Annotated in this window: 18 protein-coding genes; 12 read left to right on the forward strand and 6 right to left on the reverse strand. The window is 69.2% G+C overall.

Translation table 11 applies throughout. The features are described 5' to 3' along the window. Positions 1-126 precede the first annotated feature (126 nt). The 6 genes from J7520_RS10385 (at position 127) to bla (ending at position 4,075) form a co-directional block, all read left to right on the forward strand. A complete protein-coding gene (locus J7520_RS10385) occupies positions 127-471 on the forward strand; it encodes a metalloregulator ArsR/SmtB family transcription factor (protein WP_291187661.1) in 345 nt (114 codons plus the stop codon). Then, entirely contained in the window at positions 468-935 is a 468-nt protein-coding gene (locus tag J7520_RS10390; protein WP_291187663.1) for an ArsI/CadI family heavy metal resistance metalloenzyme, read from the forward strand. Before J7520_RS10385 ends, J7520_RS10390 begins: the two co-directional genes overlap by 4 nt. Before the next feature lie 7 nt (positions 936-942). Next, positions 943-1,443 carry an arsenate reductase ArsC gene (locus J7520_RS10395; RefSeq protein WP_291187665.1) on the forward strand — a complete coding sequence of 167 codons (501 nt, stop codon included), beginning with the start codon at positions 943-945 and terminating at the stop codon, positions 1,441-1,443. Positions 1,444-1,450: 7 nt separating this feature from the next. Further along, complete coding sequence (gene arsB / locus J7520_RS10400; RefSeq protein WP_291187667.1) at positions 1,451-2,518, forward strand: ACR3 family arsenite efflux transporter; 1,068 nt, start codon at positions 1,451-1,453, stop codon at positions 2,516-2,518. 24 nt (positions 2,519-2,542) lie between these two features. Continuing rightward, positions 2,543-3,028 (forward strand): arsinothricin resistance N-acetyltransferase ArsN1 family B, encoded by a 486-nt coding sequence (locus J7520_RS10405; RefSeq protein WP_291187670.1) that lies wholly within the window; start codon positions 2,543-2,545, stop codon positions 3,026-3,028. Positions 3,029-3,142: 114 nt separating this feature from the next. Then, entirely contained in the window at positions 3,143-4,075 is a 933-nt protein-coding gene (bla, locus tag J7520_RS10410) for a subclass B3 metallo-beta-lactamase (protein ID WP_291187672.1), read from the forward strand. A 10-nt stretch (positions 4,076-4,085) separates the two neighbouring features. On the opposite strand, the gene J7520_RS10415 is transcribed toward bla, so the two are convergent. Continuing rightward, a complete protein-coding gene (locus J7520_RS10415; RefSeq protein ID WP_291187674.1) occupies positions 4,086-5,126 on the reverse strand; it encodes an AraC family transcriptional regulator in 1,041 nt (346 codons plus the stop codon). Between the two features lie 92 nt (positions 5,127-5,218). Between J7520_RS10415 and J7520_RS10420 the strand changes: the two genes are divergently transcribed. From J7520_RS10420 to J7520_RS10435, 4 genes are read left to right on the forward strand one after another with little or no spacing between them, the layout of a single operon-like run. Continuing rightward, a complete protein-coding gene (locus J7520_RS10420) occupies positions 5,219-6,718 on the forward strand; it encodes an NAD(P)/FAD-dependent oxidoreductase (RefSeq protein WP_291187677.1) in 1,500 nt (499 codons plus the stop codon). Further along, positions 6,715-7,635: an SDR family oxidoreductase gene (locus tag J7520_RS10425; protein ID WP_291187680.1), complete on the forward strand. Its 921-nt coding sequence runs from the start codon at positions 6,715-6,717 to the stop codon at positions 7,633-7,635. Before J7520_RS10420 ends, J7520_RS10425 begins: the two co-directional genes overlap by 4 nt. A gap of 29 nt (positions 7,636-7,664) precedes the next feature. Further along, positions 7,665-8,549 carry a metal-dependent hydrolase gene (locus J7520_RS10430; protein ID WP_291187683.1) on the forward strand — a complete coding sequence of 295 codons (885 nt, stop codon included), beginning with the start codon at positions 7,665-7,667 and terminating at the stop codon, positions 8,547-8,549. A gap of 19 nt (positions 8,550-8,568) precedes the next feature. Then, the gene (locus J7520_RS10435) at positions 8,569-9,540 is read left to right on the forward strand and encodes an alpha/beta hydrolase (protein ID WP_291187686.1); all 972 of its coding nucleotides are present in this window, start codon (positions 8,569-8,571) and stop codon (positions 9,538-9,540) included. Here J7520_RS10435 and J7520_RS10440 read toward each other — a convergent pair whose 3' ends face one another. Together J7520_RS10440 and sugE are read right to left on the reverse strand one after the other, a co-directional pair. After that, positions 9,541-9,948 carry a S4 domain-containing protein gene (locus J7520_RS10440; RefSeq protein ID WP_291187690.1) on the reverse strand — a complete coding sequence of 136 codons (408 nt, stop codon included), beginning with the start codon at positions 9,946-9,948 and terminating at the stop codon, positions 9,541-9,543. A gap of 67 nt (positions 9,949-10,015) precedes the next feature. Next, positions 10,016-10,360 carry a quaternary ammonium compound efflux SMR transporter SugE gene (sugE, locus tag J7520_RS10445; RefSeq protein ID WP_291187693.1) on the reverse strand — a complete coding sequence of 115 codons (345 nt, stop codon included), beginning with the start codon at positions 10,358-10,360 and terminating at the stop codon, positions 10,016-10,018. Positions 10,361-10,460: 100 nt separating this feature from the next. Between sugE and J7520_RS10450 the strand changes: the two genes are divergently transcribed. Further along, positions 10,461-10,769: a hypothetical protein gene (locus J7520_RS10450; RefSeq protein WP_291187696.1), complete on the forward strand. Its 309-nt coding sequence runs from the start codon at positions 10,461-10,463 to the stop codon at positions 10,767-10,769. Beyond that, complete coding sequence (locus tag J7520_RS10455) at positions 10,759-12,069, forward strand: DEAD/DEAH box helicase (RefSeq protein WP_291187698.1); 1,311 nt, start codon at positions 10,759-10,761, stop codon at positions 12,067-12,069. The genes J7520_RS10450 and J7520_RS10455 overlap by 11 nt, the downstream gene beginning before the upstream one ends. Positions 12,070-12,081: 12 nt before the next feature. Here J7520_RS10455 and J7520_RS10460 read toward each other — a convergent pair whose 3' ends face one another. Genes J7520_RS10460 through J7520_RS10470 form a run of 3 tightly spaced genes read right to left on the reverse strand, consistent with a single transcriptional unit; the run spans position 12,082 to position 14,494 of the window. After that, positions 12,082-12,687: a ParB-like protein gene (locus J7520_RS10460; RefSeq protein ID WP_291187701.1), complete on the reverse strand. Its 606-nt coding sequence runs from the start codon at positions 12,685-12,687 to the stop codon at positions 12,082-12,084. Positions 12,688-12,692: 5 nt separating this feature from the next. Next, positions 12,693-13,214: an MgtC/SapB family protein gene (locus tag J7520_RS10465; RefSeq protein WP_291187703.1), complete on the reverse strand. Its 522-nt coding sequence runs from the start codon at positions 13,212-13,214 to the stop codon at positions 12,693-12,695. A 26-nt stretch (positions 13,215-13,240) separates the two neighbouring features. Next, entirely contained in the window at positions 13,241-14,494 is a 1,254-nt protein-coding gene (locus J7520_RS10470) for a crosslink repair DNA glycosylase YcaQ family protein (protein WP_291187706.1), read from the reverse strand. Between the last annotated feature and the right edge of the window lie 15 nt (positions 14,495-14,509).

The raw sequence follows: 14,509 nt of genomic DNA on the forward strand, positions 1-14,509 counted from the left end.
ACCCGGTCGCGGCGATCGCGAACATCCGGCGAGACGCCGTCTCGGCGGACCCGACTCCGCCCCCGACCGCGACACGTCGCTCGTGTCCGTCTTGACGGCGATCGATATTTCGATAATTCTAGAAATATGAAATCGAAAGACGCCCTCGCCGTATTGAGCGCGCTCGCCCACGAGCATCGCCTGAACCTGTTCCGCCTGCTGGTCCGGGCCGGAGACGACGGCATGGCCGTCGGCGAACTCGGCGAGGCGACCGGCCTCGCCGGCGCGACGCTGACCAACCACCTGCACATCCTGCGCCGCGCCGGCCTGGTTCGCGACGAACGCCGCGGGCGCGTCATCCAGTGCAGCGCGAACTACCCGACGATGAACGCCCTGCTCGGCTTCCTGACCGAGAACTGCTGCGCCGGATCGCCGTCGTCGTCCGCCTGCGTTCCCTCTTCCGCCTGCAAGCCCACCCGGAGAAAGCCATGAAACGCTTCCACGTCCACGTGAACGTCGACGCGCTCGACGCCAGCATCCGCTTCTACTCGACCTTGTTCGGCGCCGAGCCGACGGTGGTCAAGTCCGACTACGCGAAGTGGATGCTCGACGATCCGCGCGTCAACTTCGCCATCTCGCAGCGCGGCCGTGCCGCCGGCGTCGACCATCTCGGCTTGCAGGCCGAGGACGCCGCCGAGCTCGACGGGATCGGCCAGCGCCTGCACGCTGCCGATGCGATCGCGCTGGCCGAGAAGGCCACGACGTGTTGCTACGCCCGCTCCGACAAGTTCTGGGCCGAGGATCCGCAGGGCGTGCGCTGGGAGAGTTTCCACAGCTTCGGCGCGGCCACGACCTACACCGCCGCGCCCGGGACGCCTGCGCTCGCCTCTTCGCGCTGCTGCGGACCAGCGACGCCGACGTCGTGCGCTTCGGCCTCCGCCCACGTCGGCGACTGAGGTTCGCATGACCATTCACAACGTATTGTTTCTCTGCACCGGCAACTCGGCGCGCAGCGTCATGGCCGAAGCGATGCTCAACGTGCTCGGCGCAGGACGCTTCAAAGCCTACAGCGCCGGCAGCTTTCCGACCGGCAAGGTGCAGCCGATCGCGGCCGAACTGGCGCAGGCCTTCGGCTACGCCGAACCGTTGCGCAGCAAGAGCTGGGACGAGTTCGCCGGTGCCGGTGCGCCGTCGATGGATTTCGTCATCACCGTCTGCGACAACGCCGCCGGCGAGGTGTGCCCGATCTGGCCGGGCCAACCCGTCACCGCGCATTGGGGCGTGCCCGATCCCGCCGCTGTCGACGGCGGCGAGGACGATCGGCGCCGCGCCTTCCAGCAGGCCTGGATGATGCTGCGCCAACGCGTCGATCTGTTCCTGGCCCTGCCGCTGGACAAGCTCGATCGCCTGTCGCGACAGGCTGAGCTGCGCACGATCGGCCAGACGGTTGGCCATGGACGATGAAGTAGGCGTGGTTGCCGTCGCGCCGGCGCGGCTGGACTTCTTCGCACGCTACCTCAGCGTCTGGGTCGCGCTGTGCGTCGTCGCCGGCATTGGCCTTGGCCATGCGTTCCCCGCCGCGTTCGCCCGGCTCGCGACGATCGAGCTGCAGCATATCAATCTTCCCGTCGCGGTCCTGGTCTGGCTGATGATCGTGCCGATGCTGCTGAAGGTCGATTTCGGGCAGCTCAGCCAGGTGCGCAAGCAGGCTCGCGGCATCGGCGTCACGTTGTTCGTCAACTGGGCGATCAAGCCGTTCTCGATGGCGCTGCTCGGCTGGCTGTTCGTGCGCCACGTCTTCGCGCCCTGGCTACCGGCGGAGCAGCACGACGCCTACATCGCCGGCCTGGTCCTGCTCGCGGCGGCGCCGTGCACGGCGATGGTGTTCGTGTGGTCGCGCCTGTGCGGCGGCGAGCCGAACTTCACTCTGACCCAGGTCGCGCTCAACGATCTGATCATGATCGTCGCGTTCGCGCCGATCGTCGGCCTGCTGCTCGGCGTCGCCGCGATCCACGTGCCGTGGGGCACGCTGCTGCTGTCCGTGCTGCTCTACATCGTCGTCCCCGTCGTTGCCGCGCAAGGGTGGCGGCGGCGCCTGCTACGCAATGGTCCTGTCGCGCTTGAACGCGTCTTGGCCCGCATCGATCCCTGGTCGACGGCCGCGCTGCTGGCAACGCTGGTGCTGCTGTTCGGCTTCCAGGGCGAGGCGATCCTCGCCGAGCCCCTCGTCATCGTACTGCTGGCCGTCCCGATCCTGATCCAGGTCTATCTCAATGCCGCAGTCGCGTACGGCATGAGCCGCCGCCTGAAGGTGCCGTTCTGCGTCGCCGGCCCCGCTGCGCTCATTGGCGCCAGCAACTTTTTCGAGCTGGCGGTAGCGGCAGCGATCAGCCTGTTCGGGCTGCGCTCCGGCGCTGCGCTGGCGACGGTCGTCGGCGTGCTCGTCGAGGTGCCAGTGATGCTGTCGATCGTGCATATGGTGAATCGAAGCCGGCGCTGGTATGAGGCTGGCGCCTCGCGGACCGCCGCGCCTACTTAGCCGCTCTTTTTTGAGGACGCCGTCATGATTCGCAACGTCGACAATCGCGATGCAGGCGCGCTGGCGCGGATCTACAACCCCTACGTGCTCGACAGTGTGATCACGTTCGAGGAGCAAGTCGTCACCGACGATCGGATGGCCGAGCGTATCCGCGAGGTGCTGGATTCGGGTCTCCCTTGGCTCGTCGACGAAACCGACGGCGTCGTTCGCGGCTTTGCTTACGCCAGCCAATGGAAAGGCCGCTGCGCGTACCGCTATTCGGCCGAGACCACGGTCTACCTCGACCGGACCGCAACCGGCCAAGGACTGGGGCGTCAGCTCTACACCGAACTGCTCGATCGCCTACGCGCCAAGAAGCTGCATGTCGCGATCGGCGGCATCGCTCTGCCGAACCCGGCCAGCGTCGCTTTGCACGAGCGGCTCGGCTTCCACAAGGTCGCGCATTTCGCCGAAGTCGGTTTCAAATTCGATCGCTGGATCGACGTCGGCTACTGGCAGCGGCTGCTGTAGAGGACGACCGCCGCGCGCGCGAATGCCCGACGTTCGCCATCTGACGCCTGCGCCAGGCCACACCGATCGACGACACTGGCGGACCGGATTTTCCGCACTCTTCCAAGGCCCAAGATGAAACACATTCCGCTCGCCGCATTGGCCTTCGCCCTGCTCGCCGCGATCCCGGCCGTCGCCGCCGCGGCCGATCCGTTGACCAAGCCGATCCCCGGCGACGGACCGAAGCGATGGAATCGGCCGCAGACGCCGATGAAGATCCACGGCGACACCTACTACGTCGGCGTCGCCGGCCTCAGCGCCGTGCTGATCCGCAGCGACGAGGGCCTGATCCTGCTCGACGGTGCGCTGCCGCAGTCGGTGCCGATGATCGAGGCGAACATCCGCCGTCTCGGCTTCAAGGTCGAGGACATCAAGTACATCCTGAACTCGCATGCACACTTCGACCACGCCGGCGGCATCGCGGCCCTGCAGCGCGACAGCGGCGCGGTGGTCGTCGCCAGTCCGTCCGGCGCGCAAGGGCTGAAGCTCGGGCACGCCGTCACCGACGATCCGCAAGCCGGCTACGCGAAGGAAGCGACCTGGCCGCCGGTGACGACCGAGGTGCGCGAACTGCGCGACGGCGAAACGCTGCGCCTCGGCAACGTCGCCGTCACCGCCCACGACACCTTCGGGCACACGCCGGGCAGCACGACGTGGAGCTGGAAGTCCTGCGAAGGCGATCGCTGCCTGGACGTCGTCTACGCCGACAGCCTGAACTCGATCTCGGCGCCCGGATTCCACTATCTCGCCGACGCCACGCACGGCGATCTGGCGGAACGTTTCCGCAGCAGCATCCGCAAGGTCGCCGCGCTGCCGTGCGACATCCTGATCTCGGTGCATCCGGACGTCGGCGGCGTCGACGGCAAGCTGCGGCAGGCCGAGAAGCACGCCGAACCGAATCCGTTCGTCGATGCGCAGGCCTGTCGGGTCTACGCCGAGCACGCCGGCAAACTGCTCGACGCGCGCATCGCCGAGGAAAAAGCCGCGGCGGCGAAAGCGACGCGATGAGCGGACGCGGCTAGCGCGCGGACGCGCGCTTTCCTTCGTCCGGCGTTGCGGCCTCGTTGCGGATTTCCGAAGGCGTCTTGTCGAACCAGCGCCGGCAGCAGCGCGTCAGCGCCGACTGTTCGGACAGTCCGAGCAGGGTCGCGATCTGCGTCAGCGCGAGTTCGGTCGAGACCAGGTAGCGCAGCGCGGCCTGCCGACGCACCTGGTCGCGGATCGACTCGAAGGTCGACTCCTCTTCCGCCAGCTGGCGCTGCAAGGTGCGCGGATGCATCGCCAGCAAGGCCGCCACGCCACCGATTTCCGACTGCGAGCTGCCCAGGCTCTTGGACAGGATCAGGCGCACGCGCGCGGACAGCGAATGCTCGCGGTCGGAGTAGTTCCGCTCCAGGTAGTTGACCGCGAGCGTGCGCAGCGTCTCGTTGAAATCGGGCAACGGCGCTTCGAGGAACGCGACCGGCACGCGCAGCGCCGCGTAGGCCTGCGCGAAGCGCACCGGCGCGCCGAAGAAGCGCGCATAGGCCGACGCCGGCGCCAGCGGTTCGTGCGGCAGCAGGACGCGGTCGAGCGGATAGCTGCCGCCGAACGGCAGGCTGATGATGCGATGCGTGAGCCCGATCGCGAGGTCGGTGCATTGGCGGCAATTCATCGACTGCGCCTCGAGGAATTCGAAGCGCAGCTCGGCGCAGTCGCGCTCCATCGGCGCCGGCTGCAGCGTGAACACGACGTCGGCGCCCTGGATGAAAATGAAGCGCGAGGCGCTGGCCGCCGCTTCGCGCACGCTGCGCGCGTGCTGGATCGCGATCGCCAGCGGCCCCAGGGTCGAGACGTCCTGGAACTGCGCGAGCCGCAGGCCGAAGTCGGGACATTGCAGCAGGCGCGCACTGTCTTCGAGCAGTTCGATGCTCGCGCGCGAAGGAATCAGCGCGTCCTCGTTGTCGAGCGCGCCCGGGTTGAGGCGATGCTTGCGCAGCAGCGCGCGCGGGTCGCCGCCGAGCCGTGTCACCAGCTCGGGAAACCCGCGCAGAACGGCGGCGCGTGCCATCGTGGTCATGTCGCGCAGTGTCAAATCATTGTCGCGCACGGTCAAGCCGCACGCGGCCGGCCGGAGCAAGCTGGCGGCACGCTGCGATTCGAGGAAGACGCATGGCGGCCGAACATCTCGACGTACTCGTCGTCGGCGCGGGCCTGTCCGGCATCGGCGCCGGCTACTACCTGCAGCGCCGGCTGCCCGGCAAGTCCTACGCGATCCTCGAAAGCCGCGCCGAACTCGGCGGCACCTGGAGCCTGTTCCGCTATCCCGGCATCCGCTCCGACTCGGACATGTACACCTTCGGCTATTCGTTCCGCCCGTGGACGGCGGACAAGTCGATCTCCGACGGCGACCTGATCCTGAACTACCTGCGCGAGACGGCGGCCGAGCACGGCATCGACCGTCACATCCGCTATCGCCAGCGCGCGCTCTCGGCCACGTGGTCCTCGCGCGACGCGCACTGGCTGGTCGAGGCGGAAGCCGGCGAGGCGAAGGAGCGGCGCCAGTACTGCTGCAAGTTCCTTTACCTGTGCTGCGGCTACTACGACTACGCCGGCGGTCATGCACCGGAGTTCCCGGGGCGTGACGAGTTCCGCGGCGCGGTCGTGCATCCGCAGGCCTGGCCCGAGGACCTCGACTACGCCGGCAAGCGCGTCGTGGTGATCGGCAGCGGCGCGACCGCAGTGACCCTGGTGCCGGCGATGGCCGCCGCCGCGGCGCACGTGACGATGCTGCAGCGCTCGCCGACCTACGTCACCAGCCTGCCGGCCAGGGACGCGGTCGCGACGTGGCTGCGCCGGCATCTGCCCGCCCGCGCGGCGCATCGCCTCGCGCGGGCGAAGAACATCGCACTGACGATGTTCTTCTTCGCCTTCGCGCGCGGCGCGCCGGAAGCGTTCAAGCGCCTGATCCGCCACGCGCAGAAGAAATTCCTGCCGGCCGACTACGCGTTCGACACGCACTTCAACCCGAGTTATCAGCCGTGGGACCAGCGCCTGTGCCTGGTGCCCGATGGCGACCTGTTCAAGTCGATCCGTGCCGGCAAGGCCTCGATCGTCACCGACCGGATCGACACCTTCACTGCGGAGGGCGTGCGCCTGCAATCGGGGCAGACGCTGCCCGCCGACGTGATCGTCACCGCCACCGGCCTGAAGTTGCAGGCCTGCGGCGGCCTGCGCATCGACGTCGACGGACGCACGCTCGACCTCGGCCGCTCGCATACCTACAAGGGCGTGATGCTGAGCGACGTGCCGAACCTCGCCTTCTGCGTCGGCTACACCAACGCCTCCTGGACCTTGCGCGCCGACCTCGCCTCGCAATTCGTCTGCCGCCTGATCGCGCACATGGACCGGCACGGTTTCGCGCAGGTGGTGCCGAAGGCGACGGCTGCCGATCTCGAGCCTTCCCTGCCGCTGCTCGATTTCAAGTCGGGCTACGTGCTACGCGCGCTCGACGAGTTCCCGCAGCAAGGCGCGCGCGCGCCGTGGCGGTTGCGGCAGAACTATCTCGTCGACCTGTTCGGGCTGAAGTTCGGCGCCGTCGCAGACGGCACGCTGGCGTTCTCGCGCACGGCGACCGACGCGGCGGCCGAGCCCCGCAAGGCGGCGGCATGAAGACGTTCGCGGGCAAGGTCGCTGCGATCACCGGCGCCGCCTCCGGCATGGGGCGCGAGCTGGCCGTGCAGTTGGCGCAACATGGCTGCCATCTCGCGCTCGGCGACGTCGACGAGGCAGGCCTCGCCGAGACGCGCCGCCTGGCAGGCGCCGCCAACGACGGCATCCGGGTCGAAGCCACCGCGCTGGACGTCGCCGACCGCGCCGCCGTATTCGCCTGGGCGGAGGCGAGCGCGCGCCTGCACGGCAAGGTCAACCTGGTCTTCAACAACGCCGGCGTCGGCCTCGCCAGCACGGTCGAGGCGATGCGCCTGGCCGACTTCGAGTGGCTGATGAACATCAACTTCTGGGGCGTCGTGCACGGCACGCAGGCGTTCCTGCCGCATCTGAAGGCGAGCGGCGACGGCCACGTCGTCAACACCTCCAGCCTGTTCGGCCTGCTCGCCTCGCCCGGCGCGTCGGCCTACCACGCGGCCAAGTTCGCGGTGCGCGGCTTCACCGAATCGCTGCGCCAGGAGCTGGACCTGATGAACTGCGGCGTGTCGGCGACCTGCGTGCATCCGGGCGGGATCAAGACGGCGATCGCCAGGAACTCGCGCGTCGACGCCAACGTCGCCGCGCTCGGCGTCGACCCGCTGAAGTCGGCGCAGGAATTCGAGAAGCACTTCATCACCACCGCCGCGGCCGCGGCGAGAACGATCCTGAAGGCGGTGCGAAACAACCGGCGCCGCGTGCTGGTCGGGCCCGATGCCGTCGTGCTCGACAAGATCCAGCGGCTGTTTCCTTCCGGCTACGCCGCCGTCGTCGAATCGCTTCATCGGCGCACGCACAAGACCGGCGCAGCCACGGCGTCGCCGGCAGGCGACCTCGCCCCTCGAGCGACGCAAGAGGCCGGACTCCCGCTCCCGCGGGAATGACCGACGCGCACATCAGCGGAGCAGACATCATGAACAAGCCTCTCTCCCACCACGAAACGATCGTCCCGCGCGAGCACCTGGATTTCCGTCTCGACGAGACGGTGCCGAAATACTGGTTCCGCGGCGACGCCTACAAGACGCGCGTGTTCGACGCGGTGCAGTCGGGCTTCCCCGACGGCGAGCGCTACTTCATCACCAGCGTGCGCGCGTTCCGCGACTGCATCGACGATCCGGTCATGCGGCAGGAAGTGCGCGACTTCATGCGCCAGGAAGGCCAGCACGGCCTCGCGCACACGCGCTACAACCAGATGCTCGAACGCCAGGGCATGCCGATGGAGGACATCCTCCAGGAAGGCAAGGACGAGTTCGAGCGCTGGACGAAGACCTACTCGCCCGAGTTCAACGTCGCGCACACCGCCGCGCTGGAGCACTTCACCGCGACGATGGCCTTCGCCTATTTCGCCAGGGCCGCGGTGATGGAAGGGGCCGATCCGCGCGTGAAGGCCTTGTTCGCCTGGCATGCGATCGAGGAGATGGAGCACAAGTCGGTCGCCTACGACGTGATGCAGAAGGTGGCCGGGGTCGGCTACTTCAAGCGCGTGGCGGCGATGGCCTACGCGATCAAGAACATGATCCGCTACACCTACATCTACACCGACCGGCTGCTCGAAGCCGACGGCTACACGCGCCGGCAGCGGATCGGCCTGCACGTGCGCAACTTCTTCTGGCTGCACGGTCCGCGCAAGGGCATCTACGGCTCGCTGGCCGGCAAGCTGCTGGCCTACTTCCGGCCCGGCTTCCATCCGACGCAGGAACCGACGATCCACAACTACGGGAACTGGCTGGAAGCCTGGGAACGCACGCACGACCCGTTCGCCGCCTGCGACGCGCTGTGCGCGGCGGCGTGGCGCTGACGCACACCAGGGGGAAGCCATGAGGATCACACGCACCCTGGTCGTGCTCGCGCCGCTGATCGTCGCCGGGCTGGTCTCGTACACCTGGTGGAGCGCACGGCAGGCCGAAGCGCAGGTGCCGCCGCTCGGGCAGTTCGTCGACGTCGGCGGCATGCGGCTGCACTACGTCGATCGCGGCCAGGGACCGGTCATCGTCATGGTCCACGGCCTCAGCGGCAACCTGCGCAACTTCCACGCGCTGATCGACCGCCTGGCGAAGGACCATCGCGTGATCGCGGTGGACCGGCCCGATTGCGGCTACTCGACACGGCTGTCGGGCAAGCATCCGGACCTGTTCGCGCAGGCCGCGGTCCTTGCCGAGTTCATGCGCACACTCGATCTGCGCCGACCGCTGCTGGTCGGGCATTCGCTCGGCGGCGCGTTGTCGCTCGCCCTCGCGCTCGATCATCCGGAAGCGGTGAGCGGACTGGTGCTGATCGCTCCGGCCAGCGGCGCGATTGTCGATCCGCCCGCGGTGTTCAAGGACCTGGACCTGACCTCGCCGCTCGCGCGCGAACTGGTCGCCTGGACCCTGGCGACGCTGATCGGCAAGCTGAAGCACGAGGCGATGCTGCGCGACGTGTTCGCGCCGGAGCCGGTGCCGGCGAACTTCGACGTCGACGGCGGCGGTGCCCTGGCCGCTCGGCCGCTGGAATTCGTCACCGCTTCACAGGACATGGTCGGCCTGCGCTACGAGCTGCCGACGATGGTGCCGCGTTACGCTGCGCTGACGCTGCCGGTCGACGTCGTATTCGGCCGGCAGGATCCGCTGCTCGACTACAAGCTCCACGGCGAACGGCTCGCCGCGGCGATTCCCGGCGCGCGGCTGCACCTGCTGGAAGGCGGCCACATGCTTCCGGTCACGCAGGCCGATACGGTCGCGGCGCTGATTGCGCAGGCCGCGGAAAAACCGCTCGCGACAACGGCCGTCGCCGTGAGCGGCACGCGCTAGTCAGAGCGCGTCGATGTCACCGAGCGCGCGGATCAGGCGCCGCGCGCGCTTGTCCGGTTTCGTCGGCGGTTTCGCGTAGCCGGCTCCCTGCAGCCGGCGCAGCTCCGCCTCCGCAGCGCGTGCGGCGAGGCTCGCTTCGGTCTCGCAGTAGAGGCGGCGCGCCGCGCTCGCCGGACCGCGGCGTTCGTCGAGCCCGTCGATGCGGATCTCGAAACGTTCCTCGCCGCGCACGATCTTCAACGCATCGCCGACGTGCACGGCCTTGGCCGGCTTGCCGGCGGCGCCGTTGACCTCGATCTTGCCGCCCTCGACCGCCTGCTTGGCCAGCGCGCGCGTCTTGAAGAAGCGCGCGGCCCACAGCCAGACGTCGAGGCGGACGCTGGCGAGCGTGGAATCGACGGGGTTCACGGCGACCTCGGCAGGAACAGCGGATGAGGATCGACGGCGATCCGGCGATCGTGACGTACGTTCGACACTAGTGGGCCGCGCTCCCGCTCAGCCATTTCAGCCCGACCACGCCGCCGACGATCAGCGCGATGCAGCCGATGCGCGCGAGATCGCGCGACTCGCCGAACAGGACCATGCCGAGAATCACCGTGCCGACCGCGCCGATGCCGGTCCAGGCGGCGTAGGCGGTGCCGAGCGGAATGCTGCGCATCGCCAGCGAGAGCAGGTAGAAGCTCACGATCATGCCGGCGATCGTCAGCACGGTCGGCAGCGGCCGCGTGAAGCCTTCGGTGTACTTGAGACCGACCGCCCAGCCGATTTCGGCGAAGCCGGCGAGCAGCAGGAAGAACCACGCGAGCGTGGGAGCGGCCATGAGGAACACTCCGGAGCGAAAGGGAGGCCGGGAGCCTATGTTCGCCCCGCCCCGGGGTCAACGTGCCCCGGGGACGTGGCCGGCGCGGGCCGCATCGTGTATGCTGCGCGCAGTTTGTTGCGTCGCTTTCGCGATCTTCCCTTTGGAACGCCGAGCCTGGAAGCCTCCCCGCTTCCGCCGAAACGTTCCGCGCCGCTCGGCCTTCGCCGCGTCAAACCCGGAATCCACGATCAAGACGATCGCTGCGATCCGCCCATCTTTCTGTTCGCAGCGCGGTCTTTGGGAACGCTGCGGCAGACCGGTCTCCACGACCGGAGCGCTGCGCCTCGCGCTGATCGTCACGGCCTTCGCGGCCGGATCCGCGTGCGTCGCGCGCGTCATCGATTCGGAGTCATCCAATGTCATTTGAAACCCTCGGGCTCGCGCCCGCGCTGCTGCGCGCGCTGGCCGAACAAGGCTACGACCAGCCCACGCCGATCCAGGCCGCCGCCATTCCGGCCGCGCTGGAAGGCCGCGACCTGCTCGCCGGCGCGCAGACCGGCACCGGCAAGACCGCCGCATTCGCGCTGCCGCTGCTGCATCGGCTCTACGCCGCCGGCCGCACGACGACGCAGCCGAAAACGCCGCGCGCACTGGTGCTCACGCCCACGCGCGAACTCGCCGCGCAAGTGCACGACAGCGTGCGCGCCTACGGCAAGCACCTCGGCGTGCGCGCGACGACGATCTTCGGCGGTGTCGGCATCAAGCCGCAGGTCGACGCGCTGCGCCGCGGCGTCGACGTGCTGATCGCCACGCCGGGCCGCCTGATCGACCACATCCAGCAGCGCAGCGTGAACCTGTCGCACATCGAGGTGCTGATCCTCGACGAGGCCGACCGCATGCTCGACATGGGCTTCCTGCCGTCGATCAAGCGCATCCTGGGCCACCTGCCGCGCCAGCAGCGCATCACCTGGCTGTTCTCGGCCACCTTCGCGCCGGAGATCAAGGCGCTCGCCGGCGAATTCATGCGCGAGCCGGTCGAGATCCAGGTCGCCAAGCCGAACAGCGTCGCCACCACGGTCACGCACCGCGTGCATCCGGTCGACGCCGACAAGAAGCGCGACCTGCTGCTGCACCTGCTGCAGAACGACGCGCGCCAGACGCTGGTGTTCGGCCGCACCAAGCACGGTGCGGACAAGCTGGCCAAGATCCTCGAGAAATCCGGCCTGCGCGCGGCGGCGATCCACGGCAACAAGAGCCAGAACCAGCGCACGCGCGCACTGGCGGACTTCAAGAGCGGCAAGATCAACGTGCTGGTCGCGACCGACATCGCCGCGCGCGGACTGGACATCGACCAGCTGCCGATGGTGATCAACCACGACCTGCCGATGGTCGCCGAGGACTACGTGCACCGCATCGGCCGCACCGGCCGCGCCGGCGCCGAGGGCCTGGCCATCTCGCTGGTCTCGCACGAAGAGGAAGGCCTGCTGCGCGACATCCGCCGCCTGCTCAAGCAGGAGATCGAGATCGCGTCGGTCGCCGGCTTCGAGCCGTCGCGTCCGCTGCGTGCGGACGGCACGGCGCGGCCGACGCAGAAGCCGAGCGGCGGCCGCCCGCAGCGCCATGCGCGCCGGCCGCACGCCTCGAACGGCAACGAAGCCAATCCGGAAGCGCGCAAGAAGAAGCCGCGCCGGCGCGGCGGTCGCGGCCGGCAGTCGCGACCGGCCTGATCGGCATCGCGGTCAGCGCGCTGCCGCGGCGAGATAGCCGGGCAGCGCCTTCGCCGCCGCGCTGTGCGCGAGCGCCAGCGCCTGCTCGACCGCCGCGTCGAAATCGCGGCGCTTCGGGCCGATGACCACGCGCGGGCGGAAGAAGTCCGCCCACGCGAACTCGGCGAACGCGGTCGGCGTCTTCGCGTAGCCGCCGCGTTCGCGCACGTAGCCGGCCAGGCTTCGGTACGGATCGTCGACGAGCTTGTCGACGTGGTGCGGAATGTCGTCGGTCGACTGGCGCTGCCCGCTCGCGTCGATCGGATGCGCCCAGCGCTGCTCCTGCATGGTCTTCCAGAACGCCTCGAGCGCCAGGCTCGACAGATCCGCCTCGATCAGGAAATAGCCGCTGTCGTAGCCGCCGTCGGACAGCGCGCGGGCGAGATGGTGATGATCGGTGATGTAGAGCTTGTCGCCGGGGCCGGATACGGCGGGAATCGGGCGCGCCTCCAGGAAATCCTTGCGCTCGCGATGCCCCATCGCGTCGAGATGCTTGCGCTTGTCCTCGACCTCGATCATGCCGACCGTGATCTGCGTCGGGCGCAGCCTGGCGATCTCGCACTCGTGCAGTTCGGCCATCGCCGTCACTCTCCCTGCGGCGGTGCCGGAGGCGGCGGATCGCCGGCTTTCATCCAGCGCCGCCGGAACGCGCGCTCGAAGCGGCCGCCGAGCAGCAGCACGAGCGCGCCGATGACGAAGGCGATCGTCAGCGGCAGATACAGGCCGATGCCGCAGGCGACACCGAGCAGCGCGGTCAGCCAGATCGTCGCGGCGGTGGTCAGGCCGCTGATGTGCTGCTTGTCCGGATTGCGCAGGATCACGCCGGCGCCGAGGAAGCCGATGCCGGTCAGCACGCCTTGCACGACGCGGCTGAGCGCATCGTAGCGATGCGGGTCGCCGCTGCCGGGCGGCAGCGCCACCAGCACGATCAGCGCGGCGCCGAGGCTGACCAGCGCATGCGTGCGCACGCCGGCCGGCTTGTGGTGCAGGTCGCGGTTGAGGCCGATCAGGCCGCCGACGAGCACCGCCGCGCCGAGCCGCATCGAGATCGCCAGCGCTTCCTCGAACATCGCCAGTCCTCCGTCACCGCGGGCAGTCTCGCGCAACGGCGCGCGCTCGACAACGGCGCGCGTCACCCGTCCCGGCGCAGCGCCTCGCGCAGTTCGCGCTTGAACGTCTTCGGCTCGCAGCGGCCGAGTTCGACCTGCGGCGTCGCGTGCCAGTCGGCGCAGCGCCGGATCGCCTCGGCGACGGCCGCGGCGAGTTTCGCGTCCGCCTCGACGCCCTCCTCCAGGTACAGCGCCTTGACCTCGAACCTGCCGTCCGCTCGATGCGCCTTCGCATCGAGCCGGCCGACCAGCCGGCCGCGATGCAGGATCGGCAGCACGTAGTAGCCATACCTGCGCTTGGGCGCGGGCACGTAGCACTCGATGCGGTAGTCGAAGCCGAACATCGCGGCGGCGCGCTCGCGGTCCCAGACGACCGGATCGAACGGCGACAGCAGCGTCGTATGCGTCGCGCGCAGGCGGCCGACAGCGGCGCTTGCCAGCGCCTCGCGGTGATCCGGATGCACGTAGGCCGGATGCTTCCAGCCCTCCACGTCGACGCGCAACAGTTCGCCGGCCTCGACGAACGCGTCGAGATCGGCGTCCTTCAGCTTGCGTCCGCTGCGGAAGTAGTCGTTGATCCAGCGCGCCTGCGTCACGCCGAGCGCGCGGACCGCGCCGAGCGTGAACTCGCGGCGCATATGTTCCTCGGACACCTCGTCCGCGTCTGGGACATGGCCGTTGGCGCGCGCCGCCGCGCGCACGCGTTCGCCGAGGTCGTAGACGCGCTGGAAGTTCTCGCGGCGCGCGATCATCAGTTCGCCGAGCGCGAACAACGCCTCGAGCCAGCGCTTCTCGCTCTTCCAGCCCCACCAGCCTCCGCCGCCGACGCCGTCGACGCGCTCGAAGTCGGCCGCCTTGACCGCGCCGCGCTCGCGCACGTGCGCGAGCAGCGAGTCCATCTCGGCGGCGTGCTCGCGGCGCATGCGGCGGGCGTGCTTCATCGACCAGTGCCCGTCGCGGCCGTCGACGTGGCGCCGGTGCAGCGCGTAGTCGAGCGCCGGCGCGAAGCTCGCCTCGTGCGCCCAGCATTCGAAGATCGCGCCTTCGGCTAGCCACGCTTCCAGCCATTCCTTGCGGTACGCGCCGAGACGCGAGAACAGCACCAGGTACGGGCTGCGCGCGACGACGTTGATGGTGTCGATCTGCAACACGCGCATGCGCGCGATCGCGGCGAGCACGTCGGCCTTGCGCGCGCGCCGGCCCGGCCGCGCGAGCAGCCCCTGCGCGGCCAGATGCAGCAGGCGCGCCTGCTGCGCGCTGAGACGAATCGCCGTCATCGCGTTCCCGACCGG

This window comes from Dokdonella sp., from assembly GCF_017744955.1.
Classification (GTDB): domain Bacteria; phylum Pseudomonadota; class Gammaproteobacteria; order Xanthomonadales; family Rhodanobacteraceae; genus Dokdonella_A.

Coding starts and splice junctions, on each gene's coding strand:
- J7520_RS10385 (WP_291187661.1), top strand. CDS start 127: ATGAAATCGAAAGACGCCCTCGCCGTATTGAGCGCGCTCGCCCACGAG.
- J7520_RS10390 (WP_291187663.1), top strand. CDS start 468: ATGAAACGCTTCCACGTCCACGTGAACGTCGACGCGCTCGACGCCAGC.
- J7520_RS10395 (WP_291187665.1), top strand. CDS start 943: ATGACCATTCACAACGTATTGTTTCTCTGCACCGGCAACTCGGCGCGC.
- J7520_RS10405 (WP_291187670.1), top strand. CDS start 2,543: ATGATTCGCAACGTCGACAATCGCGATGCAGGCGCGCTGGCGCGGATC.
- bla (WP_291187672.1), top strand. CDS start 3,143: ATGAAACACATTCCGCTCGCCGCATTGGCCTTCGCCCTGCTCGCCGCG.
- J7520_RS10415 (WP_291187674.1), bottom strand. CDS start 5,126: ATGACCACGATGGCACGCGCCGCCGTTCTGCGCGGGTTTCCCGAGCTG.
- J7520_RS10420 (WP_291187677.1), top strand. CDS start 5,219: ATGGCGGCCGAACATCTCGACGTACTCGTCGTCGGCGCGGGCCTGTCC.
- J7520_RS10425 (WP_291187680.1), top strand. CDS start 6,715: ATGAAGACGTTCGCGGGCAAGGTCGCTGCGATCACCGGCGCCGCCTCC.
- J7520_RS10430 (WP_291187683.1), top strand. CDS start 7,665: ATGAACAAGCCTCTCTCCCACCACGAAACGATCGTCCCGCGCGAGCAC.
- J7520_RS10435 (WP_291187686.1), top strand. CDS start 8,569: ATGAGGATCACACGCACCCTGGTCGTGCTCGCGCCGCTGATCGTCGCC.
- sugE (WP_291187693.1), bottom strand. CDS start 10,360: ATGGCCGCTCCCACGCTCGCGTGGTTCTTCCTGCTGCTCGCCGGCTTC.
- J7520_RS10450 (WP_291187696.1), top strand. CDS start 10,461: ATGCTGCGCGCAGTTTGTTGCGTCGCTTTCGCGATCTTCCCTTTGGAA.
- J7520_RS10455 (WP_291187698.1), top strand. CDS start 10,759: ATGTCATTTGAAACCCTCGGGCTCGCGCCCGCGCTGCTGCGCGCGCTG.
- J7520_RS10460 (WP_291187701.1), bottom strand. CDS start 12,687: ATGGCCGAACTGCACGAGTGCGAGATCGCCAGGCTGCGCCCGACGCAG.
- J7520_RS10470 (WP_291187706.1), bottom strand. CDS start 14,494: ATGACGGCGATTCGTCTCAGCGCGCAGCAGGCGCGCCTGCTGCATCTG.